21 protein-coding genes are annotated in these 22,340 nt (G+C 66.0%); 6 read left to right on the top strand and 15 right to left on the bottom strand.

The window, feature by feature from the left end; translation table 11 throughout:
• Positions 1-172 precede the first annotated feature (172 nt).
• Together U0042_RS17160 and ychF are read right to left on the bottom strand one after the other, a co-directional pair.
• Positions 173-496 (bottom strand): DUF3761 domain-containing protein, encoded by a 324-nt coding sequence (locus U0042_RS17160; protein WP_114814083.1) that lies wholly within the window; start codon positions 494-496, stop codon positions 173-175.
• Between the two features lie 171 nt (positions 497-667).
• Positions 668-1,762: a redox-regulated ATPase YchF gene (ychF, locus tag U0042_RS17155; RefSeq protein WP_114814084.1), complete on the bottom strand. Its 1,095-nt coding sequence runs from the start codon at positions 1,760-1,762 to the stop codon at positions 668-670.
• A gap of 344 nt (positions 1,763-2,106) precedes the next feature.
• On the opposite strand from ychF, the gene U0042_RS17150 reads away from it, so the two are divergent.
• The 4 genes from U0042_RS17150 to U0042_RS17135 all read left to right on the top strand — a co-directional run bounded on the left by U0042_RS17150 (position 2,107) and on the right by U0042_RS17135 (position 6,915).
• A complete protein-coding gene (locus tag U0042_RS17150) occupies positions 2,107-3,279 on the top strand; it encodes a UbiH/UbiF family hydroxylase (RefSeq protein ID WP_114814085.1) in 1,173 nt (390 codons plus the stop codon).
• A 127-nt stretch (positions 3,280-3,406) separates the two neighbouring features.
• Entirely contained in the window at positions 3,407-4,132 is a 726-nt protein-coding gene (locus U0042_RS17145) for a DsbC family protein (RefSeq protein WP_114814086.1), read from the top strand.
• 182 nt (positions 4,133-4,314) lie between these two features.
• Positions 4,315-6,117, top strand: a complete 1,803-nt coding sequence (locus U0042_RS17140; protein WP_114814087.1) for a M61 family metallopeptidase — start codon at positions 4,315-4,317, stop codon at positions 6,115-6,117.
• 201 nt (positions 6,118-6,318) lie between these two features.
• Positions 6,319-6,915 carry an FMN-dependent NADH-azoreductase gene (locus U0042_RS17135; protein ID WP_114814088.1) on the top strand — a complete coding sequence of 199 codons (597 nt, stop codon included), beginning with the start codon at positions 6,319-6,321 and terminating at the stop codon, positions 6,913-6,915.
• Between the two features lie 119 nt (positions 6,916-7,034).
• On the opposite strand, the gene U0042_RS17130 is transcribed toward U0042_RS17135, so the two are convergent.
• The 8 genes from U0042_RS17130 to rpe form a co-directional block, all read right to left on the bottom strand.
• Positions 7,035-7,883: a uracil-DNA glycosylase gene (locus U0042_RS17130; RefSeq protein WP_114814089.1), complete on the bottom strand. Its 849-nt coding sequence runs from the start codon at positions 7,881-7,883 to the stop codon at positions 7,035-7,037.
• A 33-nt stretch (positions 7,884-7,916) separates the two neighbouring features.
• On the bottom strand, positions 7,917-8,570 hold the full coding sequence (locus U0042_RS17125) for a CYTH domain-containing protein (protein ID WP_114814090.1): 654 nt from the start codon (positions 8,568-8,570) through the stop codon (positions 7,917-7,919).
• A gap of 27 nt (positions 8,571-8,597) precedes the next feature.
• Positions 8,598-9,383, bottom strand: coding sequence for an indole-3-glycerol phosphate synthase TrpC (trpC, locus tag U0042_RS17120; protein ID WP_114814091.1), 786 nt, complete (start codon positions 9,381-9,383; stop codon positions 8,598-8,600).
• A gap of 36 nt (positions 9,384-9,419) precedes the next feature.
• Positions 9,420-10,451, bottom strand: a complete 1,032-nt coding sequence (gene trpD / locus U0042_RS17115; protein WP_114814113.1) for an anthranilate phosphoribosyltransferase — start codon at positions 10,449-10,451, stop codon at positions 9,420-9,422.
• A 17-nt stretch (positions 10,452-10,468) separates the two neighbouring features.
• Positions 10,469-11,062: an aminodeoxychorismate/anthranilate synthase component II gene (locus U0042_RS17110; RefSeq protein ID WP_017776115.1), complete on the bottom strand. Its 594-nt coding sequence runs from the start codon at positions 11,060-11,062 to the stop codon at positions 10,469-10,471.
• Between the two features lie 13 nt (positions 11,063-11,075).
• A complete protein-coding gene (trpE, locus tag U0042_RS17105) occupies positions 11,076-12,569 on the bottom strand; it encodes an anthranilate synthase component I (RefSeq protein ID WP_114814092.1) in 1,494 nt (497 codons plus the stop codon).
• A gap of 473 nt (positions 12,570-13,042) precedes the next feature.
• On the bottom strand, positions 13,043-13,747 hold the full coding sequence (locus U0042_RS17100; protein ID WP_114814093.1) for a phosphoglycolate phosphatase: 705 nt from the start codon (positions 13,745-13,747) through the stop codon (positions 13,043-13,045).
• Complete coding sequence (gene rpe / locus U0042_RS17095) at positions 13,747-14,436, bottom strand: ribulose-phosphate 3-epimerase (RefSeq protein ID WP_114814094.1); 690 nt, start codon at positions 14,434-14,436, stop codon at positions 13,747-13,749. The genes U0042_RS17100 and rpe overlap by 1 nt, the downstream gene beginning before the upstream one ends.
• Before the next feature lie 316 nt (positions 14,437-14,752).
• Here rpe and apaG point away from each other — a divergent pair, with 316 nt between their 5' ends.
• On the top strand, positions 14,753-15,127 hold the full coding sequence (apaG, locus tag U0042_RS17090) for a Co2+/Mg2+ efflux protein ApaG (protein ID WP_017776111.1): 375 nt from the start codon (positions 14,753-14,755) through the stop codon (positions 15,125-15,127).
• Between the two features lie 96 nt (positions 15,128-15,223).
• Positions 15,224-16,474: a murein transglycosylase A gene (locus tag U0042_RS17085; RefSeq protein ID WP_114814095.1), complete on the top strand. Its 1,251-nt coding sequence runs from the start codon at positions 15,224-15,226 to the stop codon at positions 16,472-16,474.
• A gap of 60 nt (positions 16,475-16,534) precedes the next feature.
• Here the strand turns inward: U0042_RS17085 and paaK are convergent, their stop codons facing one another.
• From paaK to paaN, 5 genes are all read right to left on the bottom strand, one after another.
• Complete coding sequence (gene paaK / locus U0042_RS17080; protein ID WP_114814096.1) at positions 16,535-17,839, bottom strand: phenylacetate--CoA ligase PaaK; 1,305 nt, start codon at positions 17,837-17,839, stop codon at positions 16,535-16,537.
• A gap of 113 nt (positions 17,840-17,952) precedes the next feature.
• Positions 17,953-18,384, bottom strand: coding sequence for a hydroxyphenylacetyl-CoA thioesterase PaaI (gene paaI, locus U0042_RS17075; RefSeq protein ID WP_198665391.1), 432 nt, complete (start codon positions 18,382-18,384; stop codon positions 17,953-17,955).
• Between the two features lie 31 nt (positions 18,385-18,415).
• On the bottom strand, positions 18,416-19,207 hold the full coding sequence (gene paaG / locus U0042_RS17070; RefSeq protein ID WP_114814098.1) for a 2-(1,2-epoxy-1,2-dihydrophenyl)acetyl-CoA isomerase PaaG: 792 nt from the start codon (positions 19,205-19,207) through the stop codon (positions 18,416-18,418).
• 48 nt (positions 19,208-19,255) lie between these two features.
• Positions 19,256-20,458, bottom strand: a complete 1,203-nt coding sequence (gene pcaF / locus U0042_RS17065; protein ID WP_114814099.1) for a 3-oxoadipyl-CoA thiolase — start codon at positions 20,456-20,458, stop codon at positions 19,256-19,258.
• Positions 20,459-20,560: 102 nt separating this feature from the next.
• Positions 20,561-22,270: a phenylacetic acid degradation protein PaaN gene (paaN, locus tag U0042_RS17060; RefSeq protein WP_114814100.1), complete on the bottom strand. Its 1,710-nt coding sequence runs from the start codon at positions 22,268-22,270 to the stop codon at positions 20,561-20,563.
• Positions 22,271-22,340: the final 70 nt, after the last annotated feature.

Genomic DNA, 22,340 nt, shown 5'->3' with positions numbered 1-22,340 from the left:
AAAGGGAACGAGGAATGGGGACGGATAACGGCGGCGCGCAGGCGCGGCGCGTGGGTCCGAAGCCGGTATTGTAAGGGCTCGCGGCGCGGGTGCCGGCTCGCGCGCGCGGGCTACATGCATGTCGCGTCGATCAGCGCGGCTGCGGCTTAGCGCTTGCGCTATGGCGTCGCGTTCACAGCCACGATGCCACGCCGCCGTGCCGTGAGCACGTGCCGCTGCGATGTCGGCTGAAGCTGTAGGTGCCGTCGCGGCAGCGCGCCGTGGCGCCCTCGGGCACCTTGCCCGAAAGCGAATGGGCCGGCGAATGGACGGTGGCGCCGTCGCGGTTGCGGTAGGTCTGGTGGTTGTCGAGGTTGCTTTCGTCGGGCTGGCCGGGCGACGACTGGAACGCGAAGGCCGGCGCGCAAGGCAGCGCGAGGGCAAGGGCCGTGAGTCCCGCCGCGCATATCGCGCCCAGCTTCATGCGCCGCGGACGGACGAGCGGGAACAGGGTCATGGTCTTCTCGCTTGTTGTCGCGATGTGGTCGGACTATCGTGCTGCCGCCGATGCCCCATGGCGAATTCCGCCGATTGTATGAGTCTCGCGCGCCTGCAAAAGAAAAAAGCCGCGCGAGTGGCGCGGCTCTTTGCGACGGTGCGGGCTCGCAGCCACCGCTACGACGCGACGTCAGACGTTGAACAAAAAGTTCATCACGTCCCCGTCGTGCACCACATATTCCTTCCCTTCGGCGCGCATCTTGCCGGCTTCCTTCGCGCCCTGTTCGCCCTTGTACGCGATGAAGTCGTCGTAGCTGATGGTCTGCGCGCGGATGAAGCCGCGCTCGAAGTCCGTGTGGATCACGCCCGCGGCCTGGGGCGCCGTGTCGCCGATATGGATGGTCCACGCGCGCACTTCCTTCACGCCCGCCGTGAAGTACGTCTGCAGGCCCAGCAGCTTGAAGCCCGCGCGGATCACGCGGTTCAGGCCCGGCTCGTCCATGCCCATGTCGGCGAGGAACACTTCCTTGTCTTCGTCGGCGAGGTCGGCGATTTCCGCTTCGATCGCGGCGCAGACCGCGACCACCGGTGCCTTCTCGGTTTCGGCGTAGCGGCGCACGGCATCGAGGTGCGCGTTGTTCTCGAAGCCGTCTTCCTTCACGTTGGCCACGTACATCGTCGGCTTGGCCGTGATGAGGCAGAACGGCTTGATGAGCGCCTGCTCGTCGTCGGAGAGGTCGAGGCCGCGCACGGGCTTCGCCTGATCCAGCTGCGCGCGCACCTTTTCCAGCACGGCGGCGAGCTTCACGGCTTCCTTGTCGTTGCCCGACTTCGCTGCCTTCGAATAGCGCGCGAGCGCCTTTTCCACGGTGCCGAGGTCGGCCAGCGCGAGTTCGGTGTTGATGACTTCGATGTCCGCGACGGGGTCGACCTTGCCGGCCACGTGAATCACGTTCTCGTCTTCGAAGCAGCGCACGACGTGCGTGATGGCATCCGTTTCGCGGATGTTGGCGAGGAACTGGTTGCCAAGGCCTTCGCCCTTGCTTGCGCCGGCCACGAGGCCCGCGATGTCCACGAACTCGACCACGGCCGGCACGATGCGCTCGGGCTTGATGATTTCGGCGAGCGCCTGAAGCCGCGCATCCGGTACTTCCACCACGCCGACGTTCGGCTCGATGGTGCAGAACGGATAGTTTTCCGCGGCGATGCCCGCCTTGGTCAGCGCGTTGAACAGGGTGGACTTGCCGACGTTAGGCAAGCCGACGATGCCGCATTTGAGGCTCATGGAATTCTCTGCAATCAGGTGGTGACGCGCTTGCCGGGCGGCGGGTAGGTCTCGCGCCGCGCAGTCGGCCGGGCGGGTGCGCCGTGCCGGGCGGCGCGCCGCGGGCGGCACGTCGGGAGGCGGTGACGTGGCCGTCACCAAAAACCGTAATTGTAACCCTGTCCCGGTGGTCTTCCGCCTGCCGTCCCGCCGGCGGACGTGCGCCCGGCGGATCGGGCAGCGAAGCGCCCGCGGCGCGGTGTCGCGCGGCGGCCCGTGCCGGCTGGAATCCGCGGGCTCGCCATCGGTGCGCTACCCGTCTTTCCCGGCGCGGCCGCGACACACCCCAAAGCTATAATGCCCGGATGACTACCCATCCTCAGACATTTGACGTCGCCGTGATTGGCGGCGGGCTGGTCGGCAAGACCGCGGCGCTCGCGCTCACGCAGGGCGGTCTGCGTGTCGCGCTGCTCGCGCAGCCCTGCGCGCCGCTGCCTGCCGACGAAGCGTTCGACGCACGCGTCTACGCGCTCTCGGCGAGTTCTCACGCGCTGCTCGAGCGGCTGCGTGTCTGGCAGGCGATCGACCTCGCGCGCGTTTCGCCCGTCTACGACATGCGTGTGTACGGCGACGCTCACGCGGAGCTGCATTTCTCCGCCTTCCAGGCCGCGGTGCCGCAGCTGGCGTGGATTGCGGAGTCGTCGCTGATCGAGCGCGCGCTGGACGCCGCCCTGCGTTTCCAGCCGAATCTCACGTGGCTCGACACGCGCGCTCAAGGCCTCGACGTGAAGGCCGACGCCGCCACAATCGGGCTCGCGAACGGCCAGGTGCTCGAAGCGGACCTCGTGGTGGGCGCGGACGGCGCGCACTCGTGGGTGCGTGCGCAGATCGGCTCGAAGGTGGAGCGGCGCGACTATCGCCAGACCGGCGTGGTGGCGAATTTCCGCGCCGAGCGGCCGCATGGCGAGACGGCGTACCAGTGGTTCCGCGACGGCGAGATCATTGCGCTGCTGCCGTTGCCGGGTCCGCACGTGTCGCTCGTCTGGTCGGCGCGCACGGAGCACGCGAACGAGCTGCTGAGGTTGACGCCGGCGCAGCTCGCCGCCGAAGTGGAGCGCGCCACGCACGGCCACCCCGGCGCGCTGGAATGCGTGACGCCCGCGCGCGGCTTTCCGCTCGCGCTGCAAACCGTGGACAAGCTGATCGCGCCGCGCGTGGCGCTGGTGGGTGACGCGGCGCATCTGATTCACCCGCTGTGCGGCCAGGGCATGAACCTCGGTTTGCGCGACGTCGCCGTGCTCGCCGACGTCATCGCGAAGAAAGAGGCGTTCCGCGACCTCGGCGACACGGTGCTGCTGCGCCGTTACGAACGCGGCCGGCGCGAAGATATCCGCTCGCTGGTGGTCGCCACGGACGGGCTGCAGCGGCTCTTTTCCGTGCCCGGCAGCATCGCGCGCGCGGTGCGCAATACGGGCATGGCGCTGGTGGGCTCGCAGCCGCTCGTCAAGCGCTGGCTCGTCACGGCGGCCTTGGGGTGAATGCGCATTCAGGGTGCGGGCCGCGCGGTCGATGTTCCGGCAAGGCCGTTCACCTCGGCTCATTCACCGCAACTCAGGCACCACAATTGATTCACGGCAGTTAATCCAGAAACTCCAGGAAGCAGCAATGAAGATGCGTATCCGACATTGGGCGTTTGCACTCGCGGCCGCCACAACCCTGCTGGGCGGCGTGGCGCAGGCCGACCCGGTCACCGACAAACTGAAGGCCACGCTCGAAGCGCGCCTGGGTTCGGACGCCCAGGTCAAGGGCATCGCGAAATCGCCGGTGGCGGGCCTCTACGAGGTGAACCTCGGCTCGCAGATCATCTATAGCGACGCGAACGGCGACTACCTGCTGCTCGGCGACCTCGTGGATGCGAAGTCGCGCAAGAGCCTGACCGAAGCGCGTCTGGCCGACCTCAACCGCATCGACTTCGCGAGTCTGCCGTTCGCGAACGCGGTGAAGGTGGTGAAGGGCAACGGCGCCCGCAAGATCGCCGTGTTCTCCGACCCGAACTGCCCGTATTGCCGGCAGCTTGAGAACACGCTGAAGTCCGTGGACAACGTGACGGTCTACACCTTCCTCTATCCCGTGCTTTCGCCCGATTCGACGGTGAAGGCCAAGGCGATCTGGTGCTCGGCCGACCGGGCGAAGGCCTGGGAGGCATGGATGCTCGATCGCCGCGCGCCCTCGGGCGGTTCGTGCGACACGGCCGCGCTCGACAGCAACCTGGCGCTCGGCCAGAAGATGAACGTGACGGGTACGCCCACCGTGTTCCTCGCCGACGGCCGCCGCCTGCCCGGCGCCGTGCCGGCCGCCACGCTCGACAAGGAACTGTCGGCGGTGCGTTAAACGCTGCGCGTGGCCGTTGTCCGGACGGACCTTTGATTCCTCGCCGGACAGCGCTCGCCCTTTGAGCCGCGGGCGCCGCCCTGGGCGAGCGTCCGGCGGCCAGAAGCAGCGGCCCGGGCGCCTTGCCACCTTGCCGACTCGCCGCCGACTCGTCCCCCAGCCCACCTCACCCAACCCACACGATGAAGCCGATTCGCTACAGCATCGTCCCGAAGCATCCCGCCGCGCACCTTTTCGAAGTCACCGTCACCGTTGCGGACCCCGATCCCGCCGGCCAGCGCTTCATGCTGCCCGTGTGGATTCCGGGCAGCTACATGGTGCGCGAGTTCGCCCGCAACATCGTGACGCTGCGGGCGTTCAACGAGGTGGGCCGCAAGGTGCGCATCGAGAAGACCGACAAGCATTCGTGGCAGGCGGCGCCGGTCAATGGCGCGCTGACGCTGCGCTACGAGGTGTACGCATGGGACCTCTCGGTGCGCGCCGCGCATCTGGACGACACGACGGGCTTCTTCAACGGCACGAGCGTCTTCCTCGCCGTGCAGGGCCACGAAGCGGCGCCCTGCGTGGTCGACATCCAGCGCCCGGAGGGCGAGGCGTATCGCCGCTGGCGCGTCGCCACGGCGCTGCCGGAGGCGCGCGGCACGAAGCGCTACGGCTTCGGCGAGTACCGCGCGGCCGACTACGACGAACTGATCGATCACCCGGTGACGCTCGGCGAGTTCGCGCTCGCGACCTTCGACGCGCACGGCGTGTCGCATGACATCGTGATCGCCGGTCGCGTGATCGCGCTCGACATGGCGCGCCTCGCCGCGGACCTGAAGCGCATCTGCGAAGCGCAGATAGCGCTCTTCGAGCCGCGGTCGAAGAAGGCGCCGATGGACCGCTACGTGTTCATGACGCAAGCCGTCGCGGACGGTTACGGCGGGCTCGAGCATCGGGCGTCCACGGCGCTCATCTGCAATCGCACCGACCTGCCCGTGAAGGGCCGCGACGCGATGACCGAGGGCTATCGGACCTACCTGGGCCTGTGCAGCCACGAGTATTTCCATACGTGGAACGTGAAGCGCATCAAGCCCGCTGCGTTTGCGCCGTACGACCTCACGCAGGAAAACTACACGACGCTGCTGTGGCTCTTCGAAGGCTTCACGTCGTACTACGACGACCTGATGCTCGTGCGAAGCGGCGCGATTTCGACGGACGAGTATTTCGACCTGGTCGGCAAGACCGTGGGCAACGTGCTGCGCGGCGCGGGGCGTCTCAAGCAGAGCGTGGCGGAAAGCTCGTTCGACGCGTGGGTGAAGTACTACCGCCAGGACGAGAATGCGGCGAACGCCATCGTCAGCTATTACACGAAGGGCTCGCTCGTCGCGCTCGCGTTCGACCTCACGATTCGCGCGCAAACGGGCAACCGCAAGTCGCTCGACGACGTGATGCGTCTCTTGTGGCAGCGCTACGGGCGCGACTTCTATCGCGGTCGCGCGACGGGTATCGAAGAATCCGCCGTCGAGGCGCTGTTCGCCGAAGCGACGGGGGTGGACTTGTCGGCGCTCTTCGCCGAAGGTGTGCGCGGCACGCGTGACTTGCCGCTCGCCGAACTTCTCGCGCCGTTCGGCGTGGCGCTGGAGCCTGACCTCGGCAAAAACGGCGGCAGGGACGGCAAGCCGTCGCTCGGCGCGCGCACGCGCGGCGGCGCCGAATGCACGATCGCGGCGGTCCACGACGGCGGCGCGGCCCAGAAGGCCGGGCTGTCCGCAGGCGACGTGCTGATCGCTATCGACGGTCTGCGCGTGACCGGTTCGAATCTGGACGCGCTGCTCGCCCGCTATCGGCCGGGCGCGAAGGTCGAGGTGCACGCGTTCCGCCGGGACGAGCTGCGTGTGGCGCGGCTCACGCTCGACGGCCCGGAAGTGCCGCGCTACAAGCTTGTCGTGGCGGACAATCGCACGGCGGCGCGCACCGCGCGCTCGCGCTGGCTGGGCGTCTGAACCGTCGCCGGGAGGCGGGCAGGGCGTAAACGCGCGCGACCTGTCTGCCGGTCGCGGCTAGCGGCCGGCTCTCCCGCTGCTGATTGTTCCACCGATGCAACAATGCTTCGCCGCCGCGATACTTTTTCGCCTGGCGGCGAATCCACAGAATGGCCCCACTCGCGCGACATCTGCGCGTTCCGAAACCGGATGGAGCCAAACATGACCACGATTCTGCAAATCAACTCGGCAGCCCGCTCGCAAGGCGCGCAGTCGACGCTGCTCGCCACCGAACTCACCGCAAAGCTGCAACAGTCGAATCCGGGCGCGAAGGTCGTCGTCCGTGACCTGCTGGCCGATGCGCTGCCGCACCTCGACGACGCCGTGCTGGGCGCCTTCTTCACGCCGGCCGAGCAGCGCACGCCGGAGCAGCAAGCCATCGCCGCACGCAGCGACGCGCTGATCGCCGAACTGCAGGCTGCCGACATCGTCGTGATCGGCGCCCCGATGTACAACTTCGGCGTGTCGACGCAGCTCAAGGCCTATTTCGACCAGCTCGCCCGCGCCGGCATCACGTTCCGCTACACCGAAAACGGTCCCGAAGGCCTGGTGAAGGGCAAGAAGGTGTATGTGGTCTCGGCACGCGGCGGCAAGTACGCCGGCACGCCCGCGGATTCGCAGACGCCGTACATCAAGACGTTCCTCGGCTTCATCGGCATCACGGACGTGGACTTCATCTATGCCGAAGGCCTGAACATGGGCCCCGATGCGGCAAGCGCCGCGCTGGCCGGCGCGCGCGAAGCGATTGCGACGGTCTGAGCGATCACGCATCAGGTCTGCCGGCGGCCACGCCGGAAATGAAAACGCCATGGAACGTCGTGTTCCATGGCGTTTTTCGTTGGCTATCCCGGCGAGCGGCTTGCCGCCGGGCGGCGGGTTCAGGCAAGCACTTCGGCCTCGTCGGGCAACCGCCAGTCGATCGGCGTGCGCCCGTGTGTCTGCAGATAGTCGTTGGCGAGCGCGAAGTGCCGGCAGCCCAGAAAGCCGCGGTGCGCGGAGAGCGGCGACGGATGCGGCGCCTCCAGTACGCAATGCGGTCGCCCGGCCAGCAGCGCACGCTTTGCCTGCGCATGCGCACCCCACAGCATGAACACGAGATGCTCGTGCCGCATGGCGAGTTCGTGGATCAGCGTGTCCGTGCATTGCTCCCAGCCGCGCTTCGCGTGGCTCGCGGCCTGGTCGCGTTCGACCGTCAGCACCGTGTTGAGCAGCAGCACGCCCTGGCGCGCCCAGCTGTCGAGGCAGCCGTGATGCGGCACGTCATGCCCGAAATTGGCTGCGATCTCCTTGAAGATATTGCGCAGCGAGGGCGGTGGGCGCACCGAAGGCGGCACCGAAAAGGCGAGGCCGTGCGCTTGCGGCGTGCCGCGGTCTTCGCCGTGGTACGGGTCCTGGCCCAGGATCACCACCTTCACCTCGTCGGGCGAGGTCAGGCGCAGCGCGCGAAACACGTCGGCGGGATAGACGGTCTTGCCGGCGGCGCGCTCGCCGTCCACGAACCGGCACAGCGGCGCGTAGGCGTCGCTTTCCGTGAACGGACGCAGATGCTCGCGCCAGGCGGGCGGCAGTGCGGCGAACTGATCTTCGAGCAACGGCGGGTGCAACGAGGAAGCGTCGGCGGTGGCTTGGGCGTCAGCGGACGCGGATGCGCCTTCGTCGAAGAGCGAGGGCTGCGATGCCGCGGACGTCTGCGGCGATCGGGATCGGGAACGGGAGGCTGAGGTCATGGCGGGCAAGTGTCGCAGCAAAAGCGTGGCGGCTCAATCTTTGCGCGCGTCCTCGCGCAGACGGTAGCCGCGTTGGGCCTTGCTGACGTTGTCCGGCGCGAGACCAGGAATCAGGCGGCCGAGTTCGGCCGCGAGCGCGTGCAGCGCCGCTTCGTCGCCGCGCTTGAGTTCCAGCTCGATCTCGCAGATCGGCATGCGCCGCACTTCAGCCGCCGCCGAACCGCCGTTCACCTCTGCCACGACTTCGCCCTGGTCGATGGCGGCTTCCACGTCGGCGGCATCCGTATGGATTTCCCACAACGTGCGCGTGAAGTCCGTGCGGAAGAGTTCGATCAGATGCGGCGCCGCGCTGCGCAGTGCCGCGGCGGCTGAGGGTTCGTCGCAGGTCGCCAGCAGCGCGTCGATTTCGAGCGCTGCACCGGACACCGGCATTTCCCATTCGTGCCGCGCGTGCAGTCCGCCCGTGGCGTTGCCCGCGGTCTTGAAGGTCTGCAGCCAGCCCTGCGGCGTGCGGCGCAGACGCAGCGCGCTGCGAGCCGCGGAGAGCGTGAGTTGCGGCGTGTCGAAATAGGCGTTCTCGAGCCGGATGGCGCGGCCGGCGAGCCCGGCGCGCGCGGTAAAGAACTGGGCCGCGGTGGCGACTTGCGCCTGCGGCAACGCCAGCTTGATTTCGCGTTCAATGGCCATGACTGCTGAGGGGACGGATGAGCGGGTTCAGAAGAACATGCGCGCAAGCTCCGCGCCCGGTTCCGCCGCGCGCATGAACGCCTCGCCCACGAGGAACGTGTTCACCGAGTGTTCGCGCATGCGCTCGACGTCCGCACGCGAGAGGATGCCCGATTCGGTCACGACGATACGGTCGTGCGGAATCGAACGTAGCATGCCGAGCGTGGTTTCCAGCGACGTTTCGAACGTCCGCAGATTGCGGTTGTTGATGCCGATGAGCGGCGTGGTCAGCTTGAGCGCTTCCTGCAATTCGTTGCTGTCGTGCACTTCCACGAGCACCGCGAGACCGAGCGAGTGCGCGTACGCTTCGAGTTCCTGCATCTGCGACGTTTCGAGCGCGGCGGCGATCAGCAGGATCGCGTCGGCGCCCATGGCGCGCGCTTCGAGCACCTGGTACGGGTCGACGATGAAGTCCTTGCGCAGTACCGGCAGGTTGCACGCGGCGCGCGCTTCTTCGAGGTAGGCGGCGCTGCCCTGGAAGAACTGCACGTCGGTCAGCACGGAAAGGCACGCGGCGCCGTGGGCGGCATACGAGCGAGCAATGTCGGCCGGCACGAAATGCTCGCGCAGCACGCCTTTTGAGGGGCTCGCCTTCTTCACTTCGGCGATCACTGCGGCGAGGCCGGTTTCGTGTTTCGCGCGAATGGCGCCCACGAAGTCGCGCAGATCGCGCGCCGACGCCGCCAGCCGCAGTTCTTCGAGCGGCGCGCTCTCTTGCGCCGCGCGCACTTCTTCGTGTTTCACCGCGATGATGCGTTGGAGAATGTCACTCATGATTTGCGATCCTTATCGCTTCAATTAGCGCTTCGATTAACGCTTGAATTGCTGCGTGAAACGTACCAGCTCGTCTACCTTGGCGCGCGCGCGGCCGCTCGCGATGGCTTCGCGCGCCACCTGGATGCCGTCCGCAATCGACGCCGCCACGTTCGCCGAATAGAGCGCGGTGCCCGCATTCAGCACGACGATCTCGCGCGCGACGCCCGGCTTGTTGTCGAGCGCTTCGAGCAGCAGCGTCTTCGACTCGCTTGCGTCGGCCACCTTCAGCGTGCGGTTCGACACCATCTGCATGCCGAAGTCCTCGGGGTGAATCTCGTACTCGTGCACTTCGCCGTCGCGCAATTCGCCGACGAGCGTGGCCGCGCCGAGCGAGACCTCGTCCATGCCGTCCTTGCCGTACACGACGAGCACGTGCTTCGCGCCGAGACGTTGCATCACGCGTACCTGAATGCCGACGAGGTCCGGGTGAAACACGCCCATCAATTGATTCGGCGCGCCGGCCGGATTCGTGAGCGGGCCGAGAATGTTGAAGATGGTCCGCACGCCCAGTTCGCGGCGCACCGGCGCGACGTTCTTCATCGCCGGATGATGGTTGGGCGCGAACATGAAGCCCATGCCCGTTTCGGCGATGGAGGCGGCCACCTGGTCCGGCTGCAGGTCGATGTTCACGCCGAGCGCTTCGAGCACGTCCGCGCTACCCGACTTGCTCGACACGCCGCGGTTGCCGTGCTTCGCCACACGCGCGCCGGCGGCTGCCGTCACGAACATGGTTGCAGTCGAGATATTGAACGTGTGCGAGCCGTCGCCGCCCGTGCCGACGATGTCGACGAAGTTGTCGCTGTCGGGCACGTTCACGCGATTCGAAAACTCGCGCATCACGGTGGCCGCCGCGGTGATCTCGCCGATGGTTTCCTTCTTGACGCGCAGGCCCGTGAGAATGGCCGACGTCATCACCGGCGACAGCTCGCCGCGCATGATGAGCCGCATCAGGTGCAGCATCTCGTCGTGAAAGATCTCGCGGTGCTCGATGGTGCGCTGGAGCGCTTCCTGTGGGGTGATCATGATGTCTGCTCCGCTCTTCATCACGCGCCTTGTTCTGCTGCTACACGTTTCGACTGCTTCAGGAAGTTCTCGAGCAGCGCGTGGCCGTGCTCAGACAGAATCGATTCGGGGTGGAACTGTACGCCTTCCACGGGCAGCGTCTTGTGACGCACGCCCATGATTTCGCCGTCTTCGGTCCAGGCCGAAATTTCGAGGCAGTCGGGCAGCGTGTCGCGCTCGATGGCGAGCGAGTGATAACGCGTCACGTTGAAGTGGCGCGGCAGGTCGGCGAACACGCCTTTGCAGTCCGTTTCGATCTGGCTCACCTTGCCGTGCATGATGGTCTTCGCGCGCACCACGCGACCACCGAACGCTTCGCCGATGGCCTGGTGGCCAAGGCACACGCCGAGAATCGGAATGCGGCCGCTGAAGTGGCGCAGGACGTCGAGCGTGATGCCGGCGTGCTGCGGATTGCTCGGGCCCGGCGAAAGGCAGATGCGCTCGGGGTTGAGCTGTGCGATTTCGTCGAGCGTGATTTCGTCGTTGCGGTAGGTCCGCACGTCTTCGCCGAGTTCGCCGAAGTACTGGACCAGGTTATAGGTGAACGAGTCGTAGTTGTCGATCATGAGCAACATGGTCTGTCTCCGGTCAGAAGTCGCTGTCGAGGCCGTCCTGCACCTGCTCCGCCGCGCGCAGCACCGCGCGGGCTTTGTTCTCGGTCTCTTGCCATTCGGACTCGGGCACGGAATCCGCAACGATGCCCGCCGCCGCCTGCACATACAGATTGCCGTTGCGGATGAGTCCGGTGCGGATGGCGATGGCGAGATCCATCTCGCCGCTGAACGACAGGTAGCCCACGGCGCCGCCGTACAGACCGCGCTTCACAGGCTCCAGTTCGTCGATCAGTTCCATCGCGCGCACCTTCGGCGCGCCCGAAAGCGTGCCTGCCGGGAACGTGGCGCGCAGTACGTCGAAGTTCGTCATGCCGGGCTTGAGCTTGCCTTCCACCGAACTCACGATGTGCTGCACGTGCGAGTACTTTTCGATCACCATCTTGTCGGTTACCGCGACGGAGCCGATCTGCGCGATGCGGCCCACGTCGTTGCGCGCGAGGTCGATCAGCATGACGTGCTCGGCGATTTCCTTCGGGTCGTTGAGCAGTTCGGTGGCGAGTTCGGCATCGCGCTCCGGCGTGTTGCCGCGCGGACGCGTGCCCGCGAGCGGCCGGATCGTGACGATCTGGTCTTCGCCGCGCTTTTCCTGGCGCACCAGAATTTCCGGCGATGCGCCCACCACGTGGAAGTCGCCGAAGTTGTAGTAGTACATGTACGGCGACGGATTCAGCGAACGCAGCGCGCGGTACAACGAAAGCGGATTGTCGCGATACGGCTTGGTGAGACGCTGGCCGACCTGCACCTGCATCAGTTCGCCGGCCGCGATGTATTCCTTGGCCTTGCGCACGGCGGCCAGATAGTCGTCTTTCTTGAACTCGCGATAGGTTTCGGTGCGCACGCTCGCCGACGTCACAGGCGGCTGGACCGTGGTACGCAGGCGCTGGCGCAGTTCGCGCAGACGCTGCTTCGCCTTCGTGTAGGCCTCGGGCGTGGCGGGGTCGGCGTAGACGATCAGATAGAGCTTGCCGGCGAGGTTGTCGATGACGGCCACTTCCTCGGTGAGGAGCAACTGGATGTCCGGCATGCCGAGGTCGTCCGGCGGCGCGGTGTGGGCAAGCTTCTTCTCGATGTAGCGCACGGCGTCGTAGCCGAAATAGCCTGCGAGGCCGCCGCAGAAACGCGGCAGGCCCGGGCGCTGCGCCACCTTGAAGCGCGCCTGGAACGTCGCGATGAAGTCGAGCGGATCGCCTTCGTGGGTTTCGACGACTTGGCCGTCGCGCACCACTTCCGACACGCCGTTGCGCGTGCGCACGAGCGTGCGCGCGGGCAAGCCGATGAACGAGTAGCGCCCGAAGCGCTCGCCGCCCACCACGGATTCGAGCAGGAACGAGTTGGCACCGGCGCGTTCGGTCTGCGCGAGCTTCAGGTAGAGCGAGAGCGGCGTTTCGAGGTCGGCGAGCGCCTCGGCGATGAGCGGAATGCGGTTGTAGCCCTCGTTGGCGAGAGACTGGAATTCGAGTTCGGTCATGTTCCGATCCTGTTCGTACGGGCGGCCGGTCGACGGGCCTGGTCTGGGGCGTTGCGTTGCCGGCCTGGTGCAGGCGCTTTGCCTGCGGTACCGGCGGTGCGGACAGTCCCGGCGATTCGCCGTCTTGTCGGCGCGATCCTGTTCCGACGCGGCGCGCGGCGTACCGGATAGGGTACATGCTCGCGCGGCGCGCACAGCCTGAAAGGGCCTGGCAATGACCCGAACGGCCGGAAGGGACTACGACGACAAGCTGGATAACGCGGGGGGACCGGCGTCCAGCGCAGCCCGAGGTGTTGGGCACCTCTGTACGACTAAAGGCTGGATGGAACGCGCAACGAAGTAAAAAACAGCGCCGAAGACGAGCTTCAGCGTACCTCTGCAGAGGTTAGTGTGACCAGCGACGCCAGGGCCATGCTCCCCGGTCGATGCTGCTCAGACTCCGTTTTTTATTCAGAAACATGAGGAAGGACTGTTCAAGTCGGTGAATTGTGCGCCGCGATCGCCTTGGCGGCGTCGAGCAACGTGGCGACTATACCATCCGAATCGATTTTGTGTACAGGCTGGCCGTGGTTGTAGCCGTAAGGGACGGTGAGCGTCGCCATGCCGGCCGCGCGGCCCGCGAGCGCATCGTTTTCCGAATCGCCGATGGCGACCGCGGCCTGCGGCGTCACGCCAAGCGCGGTGCAGGCGGTCAGCATGGGCAACGGATCAGGCTTTTTGCGCGCCACGCTGTCGCCCCCGAGGATCACGGTGAAGTAGTCGAAGAGCCCATATTGCCGCAGCAGTTCGATGGCGAAACGGTGCGGCTTGTTGGTGACGCAGGCGAGCTTCAGGCCGGCGCCGCGCATCGCGGCAAGGCCCGCTTCCACGTCGGGATAGAGCCGCGTGTAGCGGCCGTTGATGCGCGCGTACTCGTCCTGATAGAGCGCGAGGGCTTCGTCGAAGCGGCTTTGCGCTTCGTCTTGCGCGAAGCGTGGCGCGAGCACGCTGCGGATCAGATGCTCCGAGCCCTTGCCGACGTAGCCCACCACTTCCTCGCGCGTGGTTTCTTCCGCGTCGAGCTGCGCGAGCATGCCGTTGAGGCCGGCGGCGAAGTCGTCGGCCGTATCGACCATCGTGCCGTCGAGGTCGATGATCGCGGCTTCGATGCGCGGTGCCGTGAAGGTAGGCGCGCGCATTACTGGTCGTGCTTCACGGTGGCGAGCGCGCCGCGCATGTCGTCGATGACGGCGCGGTAGTCGGGCTTGCCGAAGATGGCCGAGCCGGCCACGAAGGTGTCCGCGCCCGCTGCCGCGATTTCCGCGATGTTGTCGACCTTCACGCCGCCGTCCACTTCGAGATGAATCTCGCGGCCGGTCTTGTCGCGATAGGCGTCGATGCGGCGGCGCGCCTCGCGCAGCTTGTTGAGTGCTTCGGGAATGAACGACTGGCCGCCGAAGCCCGGATTCACTGACATGATGAGCACGAGGTCGACCCGGTCCATCACGTGATCGAGGTAGTTGAGCGGCGTGGCCGGATTGAACACGAGCCCCGCCTTGCAGCCGTGATCGCGGATCAGCGAGAGCGTGCGGTCGATGTGGTCCGAGCCTTCCGGATGAAAGCTGATCAGATTCGCGCCGGCCTTCGCGAAGTCGGGCACGATGCGGTCGACGGGACGCACCATCAGATGCACGTCGATGGGCACCTGGACGTGCGGGCGGATCGCCTCGCACACGAGCGGACCGATCGTCAGGTTCGGCACGTAGTGATTGTCCATCACGTCGAAGTGAATCCAGTCGGCGCCGGCGGCGACAACGTTGCGGACTTCTTCGCCGAGCCGCGCGAAGTCGGCGGACAGGATGCTGGGAGCGATGCGGAATTGCGTCATGACGTGATGGGAGAGGGCGAATCGAAAGGTGTCATTTTACCGTTCCGGCGATGGCGGGGCAGGGAAGAAGGCCGGACGCGCTTCGGTGGCGCCGGTCCCTGGCGGGCCGAGGCTATGAGTGCGGCAGAAACGCCGCGCGCCTTCTTTGTTGCCGTTTTGTCCGGCTCTTTTGTCGGGTTGCGGGGCGTGGCGGCATCAAGCAGAATGCGAAACCAGATCGAATCCGCAGCCGCAGGCCGCCGGTCCAGTCCCGCCAAGGCGTTGCGGCAGGCGACGCCGGGCACGCTCCCGGCTTCTTCACCACACCGGAATCAGGATGAGCCAGTACGAATTCAGCGTATCGGCGCAGGTGCGCTACCTGCCCGAAGAATCGGACCCGGACCGCCGCCAGTACGCGTTCGCTTACACGCTCACCATCCGCAACACGGGCCAGGTGACGGCGCAACTGATCGCGCGCCACTGGGTGATCACCGACAGCGACAATCACGTGCAGGAAGTGAAGGGGCTCGGCGTGGTCGGGCAGCAGCCATTGCTCAAGGCGGGCGAGCAATTCGAGTACACGAGCTGGGCGGTGATCGCCACGCCTGTGGGGACGATGCGCGGCGAGTACTTCTGCGTGGCGGAAGATGGTGAACGTTTCGACGCGACGGTTCCGGAATTTGTGCTGCGCATGCCGCGCACGCTGCACTGAAGTGCGATCCGGATTGCGCGGCGCGCTGACTAGTTGCGTTGTTTGTCGCGCTCGGCGCGCTTATGCTTCTTCTTGCCCGACGCGGTCCAGACAACGATGAAGATCAAGAGGAACAGCGCAAGGAGCGACTCCAGCGCGAAAACGAGCATGGGGTATTCGTCGAACAGATCGGACATGGCGGTTTCCATCAAGAGCAGGCATTGTATGCGGTTTGCCCAGCGTGTCGCGCAGTGGGCGGGTGCGGTTTCGATAGCAGTCTTGCTGGCCTCGTGCGGCAGCAGTCCGCCCCTGAAGACGGCGCCGCCTTCGGGCGCGGCGATCGTTCCCGGCCAGATTGCGGCGACGCGCCTCACGCCCGTGGCCTGGCAGCAGGTGGCGGGCTGGGAGGACGATTCGCTGATCGGCGTGACGGCTGCGCTGCGGCAGAACTGCACGCGGCTCGCACGCGATTCGCGCTGGCAACGCGTCTGCGCCGCCGCAGCGCAGATCGACGATCTCGACGTGACCACCGCCCGCAAATTCTTCGAAACGTATTTCACGCCGTTCCAGTTTTCCAACAACGACGGCACGCTTGATGGCCTCGTGACCGGCTACTACGAACCGCTGCTGCGCGGCTCGCGCACGCGTCACGGCGTGTACCAGACGGCGCTCTACCGCTGGCCCGCGAGTCTGCGGCCCGGCGCCGCGCTGCCGCCGCGCGCGCAACTGGAGCGCTCGGGCATCCTGAACGGCAACGAACTGGTGTGGGTGGACGACCCCATTGAAGCGTTCTTCCTGCAGGTGCAGGGCTCCGGTCGAATCGTGATGGAAGACGGCAGCGTGATGCGCGTGGGCTATGGCGGCACGAACAACCAGCCGTACAAGTCCATCGGACGCTGGCTGCTGGACCGCGGCGAGATCACGCCTGCGCAGGCCACCATGCAGGGCATCAAGGCCTGGGCGCGCGCGAATCCGTCTCGCGTGGATGCGCTGCTCGACACCAATCCCCGCTTCGTGTTTTTCCGCGAGATGCCTTCGGCCGAAGGCATGGCGCAAGGCGGCGCCGATGGCCCCGTCGGTGCACTCGGCGTGCCGCTCACGCCGGAGCGCTCCATTGCGGTGGACCCGTCGTCCATTCCGCTCGGCACGCCGGTGTTTCTGCAGACCACTCGTCCGATGACGAATGCCCCCCTGAACCGTCTCGTGTTCGCGCAGGACACGGGTACGGCAATCAAAGGCGGCGTGCGGGCCGACTACTTCTGGGGGCTCGGTGACGACGCAGGCGACCTGGCCGGCAAGATGAAACAGACCGGCAGAATGTGGCTGCTGTTTCCCAATTCGGATGCCCCGGCGGTGGCGGCGCGTTAGCGTTCGGCGCCTTGCCGCTTCCCGTGGCCCGTGCCGCCGCCCGCTGTGCTGCCATTTCGCTCAGCGGCTGGCCTGCCGTTTATCCACCACGCGCCGCGCCTTTCCGACCGAGCGCTCGATTCCGTTCACGGCCAGCACGTTGACCACCGCGCTCACGCCGATCAACGCCTTGATGTCGTAGGTGAGCGCTTCTTTCGCCGCCCTCAGAACGGCGGCGTCGGGCGCGGTCTCCGGGCATGGCTCGACGTTGACGGTCATGACATCGAGCGGGCCTTCCTTCGTCAGCACGATCTGGTAATACGGCGCAAGCGCGTGCTGCTTCAACAGCAGTTCCTCGATCTGCGTCGGGAATACGTTGACGCCGCGGATGATCATCATGTCGTCCGAGCGGCCCGTGATCTTTTCCATGCGGCGCATGGTGCGCGCGGTGCCCGGCAGGAGTCGGGTGAGGTCGCGCGTGCGGTAGCGGACGATGGGCAGCGCTTCCTTGGTGAGCGACGTGAAGACGAGCTCGCCGAATTCGCCTTCGGGCAGCACTTCGCCGGTGTCCGGATCGATGATCTCCGGGAAGAAGTGGTCTTCCCAGATCGTCGGGCCGTCCTTGGTTTCGACGCATTCCGATGCAACGCCCGGTCCGATCACTTCCGACAGACCGTAGATGTCCACGGCCTCGATGCCCATGCGTTCTTCTATGGCCTTGCGCATGTCGTTGGTCCAGGGCTCCGCGCCGAAGATACCGATGCGCAGCGAACACTTCACCGGGTCCACGCCTTGCCGCTCGAGTTCGTCGGCGATGGAGAGCATGTAGCTCGGCGTGACCATGATGATGTCCGGCTTGAAGTCCTGAATCAGCTGCACCTGCTTTTCGGTCTGGCCGCCACCAAACGGAATGACCGTGAGGCCCGCGCGTTCGGCGCCGTAGTGCGCGCCGAGGCCGCCTGTGAAGAGCCCGTAGCCATAACTCACGTGCACCTTGTCGCCGCGCCGCGCGCCGGCCGCCCGGATCGAACGGGCAACGAGGCCGGCCCAGATATCGATGTCGCGCGCCGTGTAGCCCACCACGGTCGGCTTGCCCGTGGTGCCCGACGATGCGTGAATCCGCGCGATCTGATCCTGCGGCACCGCGAACATCCCGAACGGATAGTTGTCCCGCAGATCCTGCTTCGTCGTGAACGGGAAGCGCGCGAGGTCGGCGAGCGTCTTGAGCTCCGCTGGGTGCACCCCTGCTTCGTCGAATTTGCGCCGGTACACCGGCGAATTCTCGTAGGCGTGCGCAAGCGACCATTTCAGCCGCGAGAGTTGCAGGGCGGCGAGTTCGTCGCGGCTCGCCGTTTCGATGGGCTCGAGCGGCAGCGGGGTGGTCATCGATGTCTCCTGGGTGCTTTATGAATAGTAGGCGGCTCGTGAGGCGAAACAATCGGGACTAGGGCGATGCGTGCGGCAGGCCTGGATGGGCTGATCCGGTCCGGCTCGCTGCGCTATTCGGGAACCGGTACGACCTGGCCGCGAATCTGCGCGGACTTGCCGCGGAACATCGCGACGGTTTCGCCCGCGCGGTTCGTCACACGAATGTCGTAGATGCCGGTGCGCCCGTTCAGCGCCTGTTCTGTCGCTTCGGCGGTCAGCACTTCGTCGGGTTGCACCGGCCGCAGGAATTCGATCGAACAGCCGGACGCCACCGTGTTGATGTTGTACGAGTTGCACGCGAACGCGAACGTGGAGTCGGCGAGCGTGAAGATGAGGCCGCCGTGGCAGATGCGATGTCCGTTGAGGAAGTCGGGCCGCACGGTCATGCGCATGCGTGCGTAGCCGGCTCCCACTTCCAGCAATTCGAGGCCTAGTGCGCGGCTGCACGCGTCGGCTTCGTACATCGACTGGGCGGTGGAGAGGGCGAGTTCGTCGGGTGTCATAGGCGGATGCGGGTGATGGGCCGAGGACATGTCAGCGCCCCTGGAAGCGCGGGGCGCGTTTTTCCATGAAGGCTTGCACGCCTTCCATGTAATCGTGCGAGTTGCCCAGGTCGCGCTGCAGGTCGCGTTCCAGGTCGAGTTGCTGCTCGAGGGTATGCGTCACACTTTGCCGCATGGCTTGTCTCGTGGCGACGATAGCGCGCGTGGGCTGCTGAGCGAGCTGCGTGGCCAGATGGGTCGCGGCGGACGGCAGGTCGGCGTCGTCGACGGCCTGCCAGATGAGCCCCCAGCTTTCTGCCTTTTCGGCACCGAGGCGCTCTCCCGTTATGGCGAGCCCGAGCGCTCGGGCCATGCCGACGCGTTGCGGCAGAAACCAGGTGCCGCCCGAGTCCGGCACGAGGCCGATCTTCACGAATGCCTGGATGAAGCTCGCCGATTTCGTGGCCAGCACGATATCGCATGCGAGTGCCAGATTTGCCCCTGCTCCTGCCGCCGTTCCGTTGACGGCTGCGATGACGGGCATCGGCAGTGACTGGAGCTTTTTCACGAGCGGGTTGAAGTGTTCTTCAATGAGGGCACCGAGGTCCGTCATCGCGCCGGGCGTGAAGTCGAGATCGGCGAGATCCTGCCCCGCGCAGAATGCGCGGCCTGCGCCTGTCAGAATGAGCGCGCGCGCGTTGGCACCCTCCACTTTATCGAGCGCGCTTGCCACTTCGCGATGCATGGCCCGAGTGAAGCTGTTGAGCTTGTCGGGCCGGTTCAGGGTGAGCGTTGCAACGTGCGTGGATGCGTCGAGTTCGACACGGATCGCTTCGTAGGACATCGGTTGTCTCCTTGTCTCCGTTGCGTTGGCTGAGGTGTCGTAGTGCCGTCAGATACGCTCGATAGCGAGCGCAATGCCCTGACCGACGCCGATGCACATGGTGCAGAGCGCGAAGCGGCCCGCTGTGCGTTCTAGCTGGTGAAGGGCGGTGGTGACGAGGCGCGCGCCCGATGCCCCAAGCGGATGACCCAGCGCAATCGCCCCGCCGTTCGGATTGACACGAGGATCGTCATCGCGAAGGCCGAGAAGGCGCAATACGGCGAGACCCTGCGACGCGAAAGCTTCATTGAGCTCGATTACGTCGAACTGATCGAGCGACAGCCCGGTTTGGGCGAGCAGCTTTTTTGTGGCGGGCGCAGGACCAATGCCCATGATGCGTGGCTCCACGCCGGCCGTCGCCATGCCGATCACGCGTGCTCGCCGGCGCAGCCCGTACTGGTCCGCGGCCCTGGCGCTTGCCAGCAGTAACGCGCACGCGCCGTCGTTCACGCCTGATGCGTTTCCTGCCGTCACCGTGCCGTCGGGCCGCACCACGCCTTTCAGTTTGGCAAGTGCTTCCAGCGTCGTGCTGCGTGGATGTTCGTCGAGGCTCACGCCTATCGGGTCGCCCTTCTTCTGAGCGATTTCGACCGGGACGATTTCTTCGGCCAGCGTGCCGTCTTGTTGAGCGCGCGCGGCCTTTTCCTGGCTGCGCAGCGCGAAAGCGTCCTGGTCGGCGCGGCTGACGCCGAACTGGACCGCCACGTTTTCTGCGGTCTCCGGCATGGAGTCCACGCCGTATTCGCGTTTCATCCACTCATTGACGAAGCGCCAGCCAATCGTCGTGTCGTAGACCTTCGCCTCACGAGCAAATGCCGACGCCGCTTTGCCCATCACGAAAGGCGCACGCGTCATGCTTTCCACGCCGCCCGCAATCATGAGCTGCGCCTCACCTGCCTTGATGGCCCGGGCGGCGCTGCCCACGGCGTCGAGGCCCGATCCGCAGAGCCGGTTCAGCGTGGCGCCGGGCACGTTTACCGGAAGGCCGGCGAGCAGGGCGGCCATGCGTGCCACGTTCCTGTTGTCTTCGCCGGCCTGGTTGGCGCATCCGTACAGTACGTCGTCGATCGCTTGCCATGCGACGCCCGGATTGCGGACGATGAGCGCCTTGATCGGCACGGCGGCGAGGTCGTCGGCGCGCACGTCCTTGAGGGCGCCGCCGTAGCGGCCAAACGGCGTGCGGATTGCGTCGCAGATAAAAGCGTCGGTCATCGTGGGTTCATTCCTGCGTGAGGGCGAACGGGGCGAGGTTCCGGTTCGTCGGCTCGTTCATATTAGGGAGCCCGCAAGGCGCGTGCTATTCGGCCTGATGGCCTATGCCGTCTGGCCGACTTCCGCAGTCGGTGTTTTGGGCTCAACATGAACCCGGCTTTGAACGACACGGAAGCGGTTGGCGACGAATGCCGCGTCGGTCAGGGCAGAGTTGGCGGCGGGATTGGCGCCCGTGCCGTGGAAATCCGAGAACGCTGCGGACTGGTTGACGAATACGCCGCCCGTCAGGTTGATGGAAAGAGCGACGCCGCCTTGGATCGAAGCCTCGTGCGCGGCATCGATTACGGCGTCGTCGGTGCTGTACACGGAGAGCGTCAACGCGCCGTGATCGCGAGCAATGGACCCCGCCAGTTCGAGGGACTGCGCTGTGGAATCGGTAGCGATAAGGAACGCGATGGGCCCGAACCATTCGTGGGTGAACGTTGTGGCGTCCTTGGCGGCGTCGAGTTGCAGGAGGAGCGGCGTACGGACGCGGGCTTCCGGAAACTGCGGATGCTCGAGCGTGCCGCTGTCCACCAGTACGCGGCCGAGTGTGCGGGCTTCATCGATGCGGCGCATGACGCCGTCGTTCTGGATGGCGCCCAGTATCTCGACTGCGCGGGCGGGATCGGCCACGAGCTTTTCTACGGCCGACGCTATGGCAGCGGCCGTGTCGTCGAAGCTCAACGTTCCGTCGGCGGTCCGGACACCATCACGCGGAATGTAAATGTTTTGGGGCGCCGTACACATTTGACCGGAGTAAAGCGCGAGAGAGAAGGCAATGTTGCGCGCGGCCGCCTTGATGTCGTTGGCGGAATCGATCACGACCTGGTTGACACCCGCTTTCTCAGTGGAGACGTGTGCCTGCACCGCATGCCGCTCGAGCCATGTACCGTTTTGCGTGCTGCCTGTGAAGTCGATCAGCCTGATTTCGGGGCGTTGAGCCAGCGTCTGGACGAGTGCGCCGTCGTCAGGAGACGTCGCGAGCAGCATCACGACATTCGGATCGAAGCCCGCTTCCCGCAGCACGTCGCGCGCAATGCGTACGGTGATGGCGAGCGGCAGAATGGCGCCGGGATGCGGCTTGACGATGACTGTGTTGCCTGTTGCGAGGTCGGCGAACAGGCCCGGATAGCCATTCCAGGTCGGAAACGTGCAGCAGCCGAGGACGAGGCCCGTGCCGCGCGGCACGATCGTGTAGCGCTTGTGCATCGCGAGCGGTGGGTTCTTGCCTTGTGGCTTCTCCCAGTACGCGGTGGCTGGAATGCGGCGCAGTTGGTCCCACGCGTATGCGACCGCTTCGAGGGCGCGGTCCTGCGCGTGCGGGCCGCCCGCCTGGAACGCCATCATGAAGGCTTGTCCGGTTGTGTGCATGACGCTATGAGCGATTTCGAAGCTCGCGCGATTCAGTCGGGCGAGAATTTCGAGGCTCACGCCGACCCATGCCGTCGGGCCTGCTTCGCGCCAACGTTTCTGGGCGCTAGCTGCCGCTGTGATCAGCTGATCCGGCTCGGAACGAGGGTAACGGATGCCGAGCGCGAAGCCGAATGGAGAAGCTTCGCTGCCGATGGTATCGCCCGTCGCCGGTTGGTCCAGCTGGAAGGCCCGATTCAGATGGGCCTTGAATGCCGCTTCACCGTCCGCGCTTGCTGTTTCCCCGTACACTTTGGGGCTGGGCATTTCGCTGAACGGACTCCAGTAGCCGCGTGTCTCGATGGCAGCCAGCGCCTTTTGAAGCGTGACCTCGTGTCTGCTGAAGAGCGGGTGTGTCATGGCGGGCGAAAGAAGATAGGCGTTAGATGAGTCCGTGTCAATTAATTGACCGACCGGTTGGTTGGCAAAT

Source organism: Paraburkholderia kururiensis (assembly GCF_034424375.1).
GTDB classification, from domain to species: Bacteria; Pseudomonadota; Gammaproteobacteria; order Burkholderiales; family Burkholderiaceae; genus Paraburkholderia; species Paraburkholderia kururiensis_A.
This window is presented reverse-complemented; position numbering and strand designations above follow the sequence as displayed.

Excerpts from the sequence above, each read along its gene's own strand:
- U0042_RS17160 (WP_114814083.1), bottom strand. The coding sequence starts at position 496 with ATGACCCTGTTCCCGCTCGTCCGTCCGCGGCGCATGAAGCTGGGCGCG.
- ychF (WP_114814084.1), bottom strand. The coding sequence starts at position 1,762 with ATGAGCCTCAAATGCGGCATCGTCGGCTTGCCTAACGTCGGCAAGTCC.
- U0042_RS17150 (WP_114814085.1), top strand. The coding sequence starts at position 2,107 with ATGACTACCCATCCTCAGACATTTGACGTCGCCGTGATTGGCGGCGGG.
- U0042_RS17145 (WP_114814086.1), top strand. The coding sequence starts at position 3,407 with ATGAAGATGCGTATCCGACATTGGGCGTTTGCACTCGCGGCCGCCACA.
- U0042_RS17140 (WP_114814087.1), top strand. The coding sequence starts at position 4,315 with ATGAAGCCGATTCGCTACAGCATCGTCCCGAAGCATCCCGCCGCGCAC.
- U0042_RS17135 (WP_114814088.1), top strand. The coding sequence starts at position 6,319 with ATGACCACGATTCTGCAAATCAACTCGGCAGCCCGCTCGCAAGGCGCG.
- U0042_RS17130 (WP_114814089.1), bottom strand. The coding sequence starts at position 7,883 with ATGACCTCAGCCTCCCGTTCCCGATCCCGATCGCCGCAGACGTCCGCG.
- U0042_RS17125 (WP_114814090.1), bottom strand. The coding sequence starts at position 8,570 with ATGGCCATTGAACGCGAAATCAAGCTGGCGTTGCCGCAGGCGCAAGTC.
- trpC (WP_114814091.1), bottom strand. The coding sequence starts at position 9,383 with ATGAGTGACATTCTCCAACGCATCATCGCGGTGAAACACGAAGAAGTG.
- U0042_RS17110 (WP_017776115.1), bottom strand. The coding sequence starts at position 11,062 with ATGTTGCTCATGATCGACAACTACGACTCGTTCACCTATAACCTGGTC.
- trpE (WP_114814092.1), bottom strand. The coding sequence starts at position 12,569 with ATGACCGAACTCGAATTCCAGTCTCTCGCCAACGAGGGCTACAACCGC.
- U0042_RS17100 (WP_114814093.1), bottom strand. The coding sequence starts at position 13,747 with ATGCGCGCGCCTACCTTCACGGCACCGCGCATCGAAGCCGCGATCATC.
- rpe (WP_114814094.1), bottom strand. The coding sequence starts at position 14,436 with ATGACGCAATTCCGCATCGCTCCCAGCATCCTGTCCGCCGACTTCGCG.
- apaG (WP_017776111.1), top strand. The coding sequence starts at position 14,753 with ATGAGCCAGTACGAATTCAGCGTATCGGCGCAGGTGCGCTACCTGCCC.
- U0042_RS17085 (WP_114814095.1), top strand. The coding sequence starts at position 15,224 with ATGAAGATCAAGAGGAACAGCGCAAGGAGCGACTCCAGCGCGAAAACG.
- paaK (WP_114814096.1), bottom strand. The coding sequence starts at position 17,839 with ATGACCACCCCGCTGCCGCTCGAGCCCATCGAAACGGCGAGCCGCGAC.
- paaI (WP_198665391.1), bottom strand. The coding sequence starts at position 18,384 with ATGACACCCGACGAACTCGCCCTCTCCACCGCCCAGTCGATGTACGAA.
- paaG (WP_114814098.1), bottom strand. The coding sequence starts at position 19,207 with ATGTCCTACGAAGCGATCCGTGTCGAACTCGACGCATCCACGCACGTT.
- pcaF (WP_114814099.1), bottom strand. The coding sequence starts at position 20,458 with ATGACCGACGCTTTTATCTGCGACGCAATCCGCACGCCGTTTGGCCGC.
- paaN (WP_114814100.1), bottom strand. The coding sequence starts at position 22,270 with ATGACACACCCGCTCTTCAGCAGACACGAGGTCACGCTTCAAAAGGCG.